The organism is Gordonia polyisoprenivorans, assembly GCF_017654315.1.
GTDB lineage: Bacteria > Actinomycetota > Actinomycetes > Mycobacteriales > Mycobacteriaceae > Gordonia > Gordonia polyisoprenivorans_A.
In genome coordinates this window covers 3,525,389-3,535,836 of record NZ_CP072203.1, presented here as the reverse complement: position 1 = coordinate 3,535,836, position 10,448 = coordinate 3,525,389, and the positions used below count along the sequence as shown (strand labels likewise).

The following is a 10,448-nucleotide window of genomic DNA, read 5'->3' as shown; positions in this document are numbered from 1 at the left end:
TCGCGGTCAGCGGGTGAGCAACTCCCGCAGCTTCTTTCGGCTGACCTTGCCCACCCCGGTCTCGGGGAACGCGTCGATCACCTCGATGGCGTCGGGGAGCTTCCATTCGGCGAGGCCGGAGTTGCGGACGAAGGCGCGCAGGCCCGCCAGGGTGGGCGGGTCGTCGGTGTCGGCGGGCACCACATAGGCACAGGTGCGTTCGCCCAGGTACGTGTCGGTCGCGGCAACGACGATCGCGTCGCGGACCGACGGGTGGGCCAGCAGATGCTCCTCGACCTGTTCGGCCGAGACCTTCTCACCGCCGCGGTTGATGCGATCGGCGGCCCGGCCCCGCACCACGAGGTTGCCCTGCGCGGTCAGCTCGACGACGTCACCGGTGCGATACCACCCGTCGGCGGCGAACGACTCGGGGCTCGCGTCGCGCCAGTAGGAGCGAATCGTGTAGGGCCCCTGAGTTTCCAGGAAGCCGGGACCGTCGGTGACCGGCGCCCCGTGCTCGTCGACGAGCCGCAGCTCGTCCAGTGACGACATCGGTCTGCCCTGCGTGGAGGTGATCTGGTCGTCGGGGTCGTCGAGCCGCGTGTAGCAGACCAGACCCTCGGCCATCCCGAACACCTGCTGCAGCCGCACCCCCAGGGCGGGGCCGATCCGCCGCGCCAGCTCGTCGGGGCACCGCGCACCGCCGACCTGCACGGTCTGCAGACTCGACAGGTCCAGCGAGGTACCGGCCTCGGCGGTCTCGGTCCACAGCCGGGCCAGCGGCGGCACCAGGCCCACCATCGTGACCCGTTCGCGTGCAACGAGTTCCCAGGCGATCGATGGCGTCGGGCTCGGCGAGAGCACCACCGTCGCGCCGGCGTACAACGCACCGAGGATTCCCGGTGAACTCATCGGGAAATTGTGCGCGGCGGGCAGCACGACGAGATAGACCGTGTCCTCGTCGACACCGCAGACCTCGTTGCTGCGCCGCACGCTGTACAGGTAATCGGCAGCCGTGCGCGGAATCAGCTTGGGCACACCGGTACTGCCGCCGGAGAGCTGCAGGAAGGAGAGTTGCTCGGGATCGGCGCGGCCGTGCTCGACCGGTGGCGCCCAGAGTTCCTCGAGAGTGTCGGAGTCGATGAGCAGTCGCACCGAGTCGACCTCGTCGGCGACGCGCTGCGCCAGGGCTCGGTAGTCGACGCCGCGACCGCCCGCCGGAGAGATGATGGCCACCGCTGCGGCCGACCGGGCGATGCCGACCAGCTCGGTCTCGCGGTGGGCGGGTAGTCCGAAGACGGGCAGGGCGAGTGCCCGGAACAAGGCGAACACCGCCTCGACGTAGGCCACGGAGTTCGGGATCTGCACGATCACCCGGTCGTCGGCCGCAATGCCCATGCCGACCAGTCCGGCCGCCAGCCGATCGACGCGTTCGTCCAGCTCGGCATAGGTCAGCGAGCGGTCGTCGTCGACGACGGCGATCTTCTCCGCGAAACGCGGATCAGCGGCCCGTGCGGTGAGGATGTCATCGAAGGTCTCGCCCGACCAGGTACCCGACGTGCGGTAGTTCTCGGCGAGTTCGGGGGGCCATGGTGTCACGTGCACAAGGTGAGGCTACCCTAATGCCGTGGCCATTCCCCCGATCGCTCCGTACCAGATACCCGAGGGCCCCTTCCCCGCCCGCGTGGAATGGACGTTGCAACCCGAACGCGCCGCGCTGCTGATCCACGACATGCAGCGCTACTTCATCGATGCCTACCGGCTCGACCACGAACCGATGGCCACCGCGCTGCCCAACATGATCGCGATCCGCGAAGCATGTTCGGCGGCAGGTGTTCCGGTGGTCTACACCGCCCAGCCCGGCGATCAGCATCCGTCACGACGCGGCATCCTCTCCGACTTCTGGGGCAAGGGACTCGCCTCAGGACGCGACGAGGAGGTCATCGAGCAACTCGCGCCCCGTGACGGCGACATCTGTGTGACCAAGTGGCGATACTCCGGATTCCAGCGCACCGACCTGCGTCAACTACTCGCCCATCACGGCCGGGACCAGTTGATCGTGGTGGGCGTGTACGCGCACATGGGCTGCATGATCAGCGCCACCGATGCGTTCATGAGCGATGTCGCCCCCTTCTTCGTCGTCGACGCGATGGGCGACTTCTCCCGTGACGAGCACCGCATGGCCGCCGAGTACATCGGCAAGCGCGCCGGACGGGTCGTCCGCGCCGCGCAGGTGCTGCGCGCCGTGCAGGGAGCGGCCACAGAACACGCCTCCGGCGGTGTCGGCACGGATCGGTCCGGGGTCACGGCGTGACCGCAGGATCCACCGCCGGGGTGGCCGGTCAGGTCGCCCTGGTGACCGGCGCCGCCGGCGGCATCGGGTCTGCCGTCGCCTGCGCCCTGAGGGCCGCCGGAGCCACCGTCATCGGATGGGATCGTCGGCCCGACACCGATGTTCGTGCCGTTGACGTGAGCGATCAGGATGCGGTGCGCGCCGCCTGGGACGAGCTCGACACCGAACACGGTCCGATCGGTGTGGTGGTCGCCGCCGCCGGGGTGATGAGCGACGACTGGGACACCTGCATGGCCGTCAACGCCGGTGGCGTCCGCAACCTCCTCGACGTGGCACTGCCCCCGATGATCGCCCGTCGACGAGGGTCGGCGGTGGTCGTCTCCAGTAACGCAGCAGCCGTGCCGCGGACCGCGTTGCCTGCGTACGCGGCATCCAAGGCCGCCGCCACCTCCTACGCACGGTCACTCGGGCTGGCCGCGGCGCCCTCCGGCGTACGCGTCAACATCGTCTCCCCCGGGTCCACCGACACCCCCATGCTGCGCGGGATGTGGACCTGCGACGCCGATCGCGACGCGGTGCTCGGCGGGGACGCCGCGCACTTCCGATTGGGCATACCGCTCGGCCGGATCGCCGACCCGGCCGACATCGCCGAGACCGTCGTCTTCCTCGCCTCGGATGCGGCGCGCCACGTGACGCTGCACGACCTGCGGGTCGACGGAGGTGCGACGTTGGACATGTGACCCCGTCACCACGGGCAACGCCGCACCTGATGGCACCGCGCTCGCCCCACCGCTGACATCGCGACCGCTGAAATCCCCGACCTGCTGACATCCCCGACTGTCGATATCCCGATTGTCGAAGTCTCCACTCCTCCTACACAACCGATTGGATTCTCGTGAAGAACACACGACCGATGCTGCGCGGCCTGGTGGTGGCCGTCGCAGTGGGCCTGATCGCCTTCCTCGGCGCCTGCTCCTCCCCCGACGACGACTCGGCGCAGAGCAGTTCGTCGTTCACCCCGGTGACTATCGATCACGAATACGGCTCGACGGAGATCACCGCCAAGCCCACCCGCGTGGTGACACTGCTCAGTGACTGGACCGATACCCTTGCGGCACTGAATATCCCGATCACCGCGGCGTTCGTCCCGAAGGGCACGCCGACGTTCTCGTGGACCCCCGCCAACAACGCACAGGTCGTCGAGGTCGCCGACCCGACCCAGGTGACCGTCGCCGAACTGGCCAAGTTCAACCCCGACCTCATCCTGGCCGGCTACCTCGGCAGCGAGGACCAGTACAACAAGCTCAAGGGGATCGCCCCGACGATCCCGGTACTGACCAAGGGCGCCACCGCCGACACCTGGGAGCAGCTGGCCACGACGGCCGGCAAGATCTTCGGCGTCGGCGATCAGGCACAGAAACTGATCGATGCCACCAATGGTGAGATCTCGACGTTCAAGTCGAACAACGCCAAGGCACAGGGCAAGACCTTCACCTTCGCGCAGGTGGGCCCGACCGGTCAGGTCGGGGCGATCAACTCCACCAAGGATGCCGCTGCGGGCCTGATCGCCCAGCTCGGCTTCACCCTGAACCCGCAGGTGGCCGCACTGCACAACGGTCAGTCCACCCGTGCGCTGATCTCGCCGGAGCGGATCGACCTGCTGAACTCGGATCTGCTGGTCGTCTATGTTCCCGGCGGCAACAACGCCGTGGTGAACCAGGTACCCGGCTGGAGCAACCTCACGGCCGTCAAGAACGGTACGGTCGTCTACCTCGACGACAAGACCCAACCCGCGTTCAGCGTGCCCAGTGCGCCGTCGGTCGGGTTCGTCATCGACACCCTGAATCCGGTGGCCGCCAAGCTCTGACCCGCGTGCGACCGACCCGCTGAAGAACACCGGCGCCGCACCTCGAAGGTGCGGCGCCGGTGTGCGTTCGGGGTGTCGGGTCAGCGGTTGTCGAAGGTCTCGATGATGCGCTGCGCGCCGAGCGCGGGGGTAAGCGTGGCCTCGCGCACCTGCTGCTCGACCTCGGCGCGCACCGACTTGACCTCGGGGGAATCGGCGAGGCGTGCCAGCACGGTCTCGCGCGCCATCTCCCACATCCACTCGATCTGCTGGCGGTTGCGTCGGGCCTCGAATTCTCCTGCGGCGAGCAGGGTCTCGCGATGACGCTCGACCGCCGCCCAATACTCGTCGACACCGGTGTTCTCCAGCGCGCTCATCGTCTGCACGGGTGGGAACCACAGTGCGTCGTGCGGATAGATCAGCCGCAGGGCGTTCTTCAGCTCGCGGGCCGCCGCGTTGGCCTCGGTGAGGTGCTTGCCGTCGGCCTTGTTGACGATGATCACGTCGGCGAGTTCGAGGACACCTTTCTTGATGCCCTGCAACGAATCCCCGGTGCGGGCCAGGGTCAGGAACGAGAACGTGTCGACCATGTTGGCCACCGCGACCTCCGACTGGCCGACGCCGACGGTCTCCACCAGCACGACGTCGAAACCTGCGGCCTCGACGAGGACGATCGACTCGCGGGTGGCCTTGGCGACCCCGCCGAGCGTGCCGGACGTCGGTGACGGCCGGATGTAGGCGCGCTTGTCCATCGACAACCGGCCCATCCGGGTCTTGTCCCCGAGGATCGACCCGCCGGTGCGGGTGGAGGACGGGTCGACGGCGAGTACCGCGACCTTGTGCCCCTGCTCGATGAGATGCAGTCCGAGTGCTTCGATCGTGGTGGACTTGCCGACCCCCGGGACGCCGGTGATGCCGACCCGAAACGACTTGCCCGAGTGCGGAGTCAGACGCAGGAGCAGCTCCTGCGCCGCGGCGCGGTGATCGGGCCGACGCGACTCGACGAGGGTGATCGCGCGGGCGAGGTCCGCGCGACGGTCCTCGAGGATGGCCTCGGCGAGCGCATCCACGTCCACCCGCCGGCGCACCGCTGCCCGTGTGCCGCTCTGGTCGGTCACTCGGAAGCGACTCCGGCGAGTTCGAGCCCGAGGTTGTCGGCGAGCTTGCCGACGAGTTCGACCGCCGAGTCGGCGATGACGGTGCCGGGCGGGAAGATCGCCGCGGCCCCTGCCTCGTAGAGCTCCTCGAAATCACCGGGCGGGATCACCCCGCCGACGACGATCATGATGTCGGGGCGGCCGACCTCCTCGAGCGCCTTGCGCAGCGCGGGCACCAACGTCAGGTGCCCGGCAGCCAGCGACGACACACCGACGACATGGACGTCGTTGTCGGCGGCCTGCGTGGCGACCTCCTCGGGGGTGGCGAACAGCGGGCCCACGTCGACGTCGAAGCCGAGGTCGGCGAACGCGGTCGCGATCACCTTCTGCCCGCGGTCGTGTCCGTCCTGGCCCATCTTGGCGACCAGCACGCGCGGACGCCGGCCCTCGGCCTCGGCGAACTGCTCGACGATCTCCGTGGCCGCCTCGACGCCGGTCACCGCACCCACCTCATGTCGATACACCCCGCTGATGGTCTTGATCTCTGCCTGATGGCGACCATAGACCTTTTCCAGCGCTGCGGAGATCTCACCGACGGTCGCCTGCTGCCGCGCGGCCTCGATGGCCAATGCCATCAGATTGTTCTCCATGCCGCCGTCGTCGCTGGCCGCGGCGCGTGTCAGATCTGCCAGCGCCGCCTCCACCGCCGCCGAATCCCGGCCCGCGCGAAGGCGATCGAGCTTCTCGAGTTGCTCGGTACGCACCTTGGAGTTCTCGACCTTGAGGACCTCGATCTCCTCGTCGTCCTCGACGCGGTACTTGTTGACGCCGATGAGCGGCTGCTGACCGGAGTCGATCCGCGCCTGCGTGCGCGCGGCGGCCTCCTCGATCCGCAACTTCGGCAGACCCTCGTTGATCGCCTGCGTCATGCCGCCGGTCGCCTCGACCTCGGCGATGTGCTCGCGCGCCTTCTGGGCGAGCTGATGGGTCAGCCACTCGACGTAGTTGCTGCCGGCCCACGGATCGATGGGGCGTGTGGTGCCCGATTCCTGCTGCAACAGCAGCTGGGTGTTGCGGGCGATGCGGGCGGAGAAATCCGTCGGCAGGGCGATCGCCTCGTCGAGGGCGTTGGTGTGCAGCGACTGGGTGTGGCCCTGGGTGGCCGCCATCGCCTCGACGCAGGTGCGGGCGACGTTGTTGAACACGTCCTGGGCGGTCAGCGACCACCCCGACGTCTGCGAATGTGTGCGCAGCGACAACGATTTCGGGTTCTTCGGATCGAACTGGGCGACGAGTTCACTCCACAGCAGACGCGCGGCGCGCAGCTTGGCGACCTCCATGAAGAAGTTCATCCCGATGCCCCAGAAGAACGAGAGCCGCGGGGCGAACTTGTCGATGTCGAGACCGGCGTCGAGACCGGCACGGATGTACTCCACACCGTCGGCGAGGGTGTAGGCCAGCTCGAGATCGGCGGTGGCCCCGGCCTCCTGGATGTGATAGCCGGAGATGGAGATCGAGTTGAACCGCGGCATCTTCTGGCTGGTGTACTCGAAGATGTTGGAGATGATCCGCATCGACGGCTTGGGCGGATAGATGTAGGTGTTGCGGACCATGAACTCCTTGAGGATGTCGTTCTGGATGGTCCCCGCCAGCTTCTCCGGCGGTACGCCCTGTTCCTCGGCGGCAACGACATAGAGCGCCAGGATGGGCAGCACCGCACCGTTCATCGTCATCGACACCGACACACTGCCGAGATCGATCCCGTCGAAGAGCTGGCGCATGTCGAGGATGGAGTCGATCGCCACGCCCGCCATGCCGACGTCACCGGCGACCCGCGGGTGGTCGGAGTCGTAGCCGCGGTGGGTGGCCAGGTCGAAGGCCACCGACAGGCCCTTCTGCCCGGCGGCCAGGTTGCGGCGGTAGAAGGCATTGGATTCCGCCGCGGTGGAGAAACCCGCGTACTGACGGATGGTCCACGGCTGGTTGACATACATCGTCGGATACGGGCCGCGGATGAACGGCGCGGCACCGGGCACCGAGTCCAACGGATACGGGTGGGCGCCGTCGGTGGTGACCGCGTCGCGGTCGGCGCGGGTGTAGACCGGCGTGACGTCGATCTGCTCGGGGGTGCTCCAGGTGACCTGCTCGGTGCTGTAGCCGTGGGCGGCCGAGAGGTTCCCGATCACCTCCGCGGCTGCGTCGGCCGGTACCGCCGGCACCTCGACGGCGAGGTCGACGTCGGCGAAACTCGGTATCGCGGTTGTCTGTTCGGTGTTGGTCATGCGCTGGCTCCCGAGGTGGCGGGGACGGAGGGGACGAGCCGGTCGAAGAGGTCGGTGAGGGTGGCCACCGCATCGATGCCCACACGCAGCGAGCCGTCGGGACGGTCGTCACCGGCGGGCCATTCCTTGTCCGGACCGGCGAGCAGCACCTGCGCCAGACCCGCTGCCCGTGCGGCGGCCAGCGCCGCCGGACCGTCCTCGGCGTAGCGCGCCTTGGTGCCGCACAGGACCGCGATCGGCGTGCCGGTCTCGTCGATCACGGTGGGGATGGTCGACGCGTCGAGCGGCCCGGGATTCACCGCCTCGATCCCGCCCGCCGCGAGCAGATTCGCGACGAAGGTGGTGCGGCCATTGTACTCGGCCACACTGCCCAACGGCAGCAACAGGATTCGCGGACGGGTTCCGGTGTCGGCGAAATGGGCGTCGGAGCGATCCCGCAACTGCTCGAAGGCGCGGCCGACACGAGCCAGCCGTGGAGTCGAACCGACGAGGTCGGTCGTCGTGGCGGGGGCGCCGGCGATCGGCTTCTCGGCGAGATTCGGGAACTCGTTGACCCCGGTCACCGATTCGCGACGATGGGCGACCTCCACATCCCGGGTGTGCAGCGATTCGGCAACCCGCTCGGCGATCCATCCCGAATCGAGGGCGGCGCGATACCCGCCCTGCTTCTCGATGTCGCCGAAGACCGCCCACGCGTTGGCGGCGAGGTCGTCGGTGAGGGACTCGACGAACCACGATCCGCCGGCCGGATCGAGCACGCGTCCGATGTTGGACTCCTCGAGGAGCAACAGTTGGGTGTTGCGGGCGATCCGCCGGGAGAACGCGGCTCCGGAGGTGCGCGCGTCGGCGGGCAGCGCGGCGTCGTACCGCAGGACGGTGACCTGGTCGGCGCCGCCGACGCCGGCACCGAAGGCGGCGATGGTGCTGCGCAGCATATTGACCCACGGATCGCGCTGGCTGTACATCGAGAGGTCGGTGACCGCATGGGTCAGTGCGCCACCCGAGGTCGGCGCGCCGATCACCTCGGCCACCCGGGCCCAGAGACGCCGCAGCGCACGCAGTTTCGCGATTCCGGCGAACTGGTCGTCGGCGACCGAGACGGCAAAGGTGATCTGCTCCAGCGCTGCTGCCGAGTCGAGTCCGGCGGCGGTGAGATCACGCAGGTGTGCCACCGCGGCCGCCACCGACAATGCCAGCTCGAGTCCGTTGTCCGCGCCGGCGGTGGCGAAGTCGGTGCCGTCGACCCGCAGGGTGCGAACCGCGGCGCCGTGTGCTTCCGCGACCTCGACCGCCAGGGCCGTGGCCGCCTCGGCTGCCACCGTGGGCCGACCCGAGTATGCGGCGGTCAGCGGTGAGAGTCCGAGGGACAGCGTCGTCGCCGCGGTCGGTGCGGCGGTGTCCGCGGTCGCGGGAGCACCGTCGAGGACGGCGAGCAGGGCGCGGGCGGCCTCGATACCCGAGGCGCCGGCGTCGAGGGTGATCGGTACCAGGTCCAGATAAACCCCGGACAGTGCGGTGGCGAGGTCGTCGGCCAACAGTGCACCCCCGACCGCCAGCCACAGTCCGCTGGTCCCGTTGTTCATCGCCTCGAGGATCTCGGCGTTGACCTGTTCGGCCGCTGCCGGGTCGTCGCCGAATCGTTCGGTCACCCGCCAGCCGGTGAGGACGTCGCGGTGCGGGTCGGCACCACGGACATAGGGAAAGCCGCCGGGGACACCGGGTTCGGTGGTCTCGTCCCGGCGCGTGTAGAGCGGGCGGACGGTCAGCCCATCCCGGGTCTGCGTGGACAGCAGCGCCTCGGGAGTATCGGGGAGATCGTCGACCTCGACGCGTCGTGACTTGGCGAGCACTCCGGCCGCGGCCCGCGACCATGTCTCGTATGCCTCGTCGAGCGCCTGTCGGGACTGCTCGGGCTGTTCACTGTGCTCGGGCATCGTGCTGCACACACCTCCATCATGCGCTCGGTCGAGAGCGTAGTTGACCTTAGCCGATCGCTCGCTCGGTACCGCACAGTAGGCCCGTGTCGTGACGTATGCCACGTCCGTCCCGCGTGACCGTGTGGCGGATCACGCGTGGCCGTGCGGCGGAACGGTCGTGATCGCGCGAGGGCCGGCCGGGCCCACGCCCTACAGTGGAGCGGTGCGTAACGATCGCGGTGGTTCCGGCGAGTCCGTGGCACCCACCTCGCCGAATTCGCGTCGAGAAGCGATGGGCACCGCATCGCGTCACAGCATCCGCAATGCGATCATCGGGCTCGTCGCGGTGTGCGCTGTCCTGGCCATTTCCTACCTCACCCCCATCCCGTCGGTCGGCAGTGTGCGCGACTGGGGTGAGAACCTGGGGCCGGCATTCGTCTGGGTCTTCTTCGGCGCCTATGTGGTGTGCACGGCACTGCCGATCCCGCGCACGATCTTCACCGTCATGTCGGGAATCTTCTTCGGTCCGGTGGTCGGCGTGATCGGTGCGATGACCTCGGCAACCCTGGCTGCCTACCTGGCGTTCCGGGTGGCACGTGGCGTCGGGCGGTCCCGCATCCAGCCCTTCCTGCAGAGGCCGGTGATGCGAGCGGTCGAGTACCGGCTGGCCGCGCGCGGCTGGCTCGCTGTCGGGTCGCTCCGGCTGATCCCGGTCTGTCCGTTCTGGCTGCTGAACTACTGCGCGGGACTCTCGTCGGTGCGCACCGGCCCCTATCTGGCCGCGAGCGTGGCATGCATGGCCCCGGGAACCGTGGCGGTCGTACTCCTCGGTGACGCGTTGACCGGTCGGCAGAATCCGTGGTTGCTGGGTCTGAGCGCCACGTTCTTCGCCATCGGTGTCATCGGACTCATCATCGACGTGCGGGCACCCCTTCGATCATCAACCCCTCAAACTTGACTTCTTCATATCAAGTCATTGTGCTTGATTATCCGAGAGCAAGTCGCCATACTTGACCGCCATGAGGGTGCGTGCGC

The 10,448-nt window shown here is 68.4% G+C and carries 8 protein-coding genes; 4 read left to right on the top strand and 4 right to left on the bottom strand.

The genetic code is table 11. The features are described 5' to 3' along the window. Positions 1 to 6: 6 nt before the first annotated feature. On the bottom strand, positions 7 to 1,584 hold the full coding sequence (locus tag J6U32_RS15960; protein WP_208791194.1) for a (2,3-dihydroxybenzoyl)adenylate synthase: 1,578 nt from the start codon (positions 1,582 to 1,584) through the stop codon (positions 7 to 9). Between the two features lie 22 nt (positions 1,585 to 1,606). On the opposite strand from J6U32_RS15960, the gene J6U32_RS15955 reads away from it, so the two are divergent. The 3 genes from J6U32_RS15955 to J6U32_RS15945 all read left to right on the top strand — a co-directional run bounded on the left by J6U32_RS15955 (position 1,607) and on the right by J6U32_RS15945 (position 4,139). Continuing rightward, complete coding sequence (locus tag J6U32_RS15955) at positions 1,607 to 2,293, top strand: isochorismatase family protein (protein WP_208791193.1); 687 nt, start codon at positions 1,607 to 1,609, stop codon at positions 2,291 to 2,293. After that, positions 2,290 to 3,012 (top strand): SDR family oxidoreductase, encoded by a 723-nt coding sequence (locus tag J6U32_RS15950; RefSeq protein WP_208791192.1) that lies wholly within the window; start codon positions 2,290 to 2,292, stop codon positions 3,010 to 3,012. The genes J6U32_RS15955 and J6U32_RS15950 overlap by 4 nt, the downstream gene beginning before the upstream one ends. A 155-nt stretch (positions 3,013 to 3,167) precedes the next feature. Beyond that, the gene (locus tag J6U32_RS15945; RefSeq protein ID WP_208791191.1) at positions 3,168 to 4,139 is read left to right on the top strand and encodes an ABC transporter substrate-binding protein; all 972 of its coding nucleotides are present in this window, start codon (positions 3,168 to 3,170) and stop codon (positions 4,137 to 4,139) included. Positions 4,140 to 4,219: 80 nt separating this feature from the next. Here J6U32_RS15945 and meaB read toward each other — a convergent pair whose 3' ends face one another. From meaB to J6U32_RS15930, 3 genes are read right to left on the bottom strand one after another with little or no spacing between them, the layout of a single operon-like run. After that, positions 4,220 to 5,236, bottom strand: coding sequence for a methylmalonyl Co-A mutase-associated GTPase MeaB (gene meaB, locus J6U32_RS15940; protein ID WP_006370114.1), 1,017 nt, complete (start codon positions 5,234 to 5,236; stop codon positions 4,220 to 4,222). Next, a complete protein-coding gene (gene scpA / locus J6U32_RS15935) occupies positions 5,233 to 7,497 on the bottom strand; it encodes a methylmalonyl-CoA mutase (RefSeq protein ID WP_208791190.1) in 2,265 nt (754 codons plus the stop codon). The genes meaB and scpA overlap by 4 nt, the downstream gene beginning before the upstream one ends. Next, complete coding sequence (locus tag J6U32_RS15930) at positions 7,494 to 9,431, bottom strand: methylmalonyl-CoA mutase family protein (protein ID WP_208791189.1); 1,938 nt, start codon at positions 9,429 to 9,431, stop codon at positions 7,494 to 7,496. Before J6U32_RS15930 ends, scpA begins: the two co-directional genes overlap by 4 nt. Positions 9,432 to 9,636: 205 nt before the next feature. Between J6U32_RS15930 and J6U32_RS15925 the strand changes: the two genes are divergently transcribed. Continuing rightward, on the top strand, positions 9,637 to 10,371 hold the full coding sequence (locus J6U32_RS15925; RefSeq protein ID WP_208791188.1) for a TVP38/TMEM64 family protein: 735 nt from the start codon (positions 9,637 to 9,639) through the stop codon (positions 10,369 to 10,371). The last annotated feature ends 77 nt before the right edge of the window (positions 10,372 to 10,448 follow it).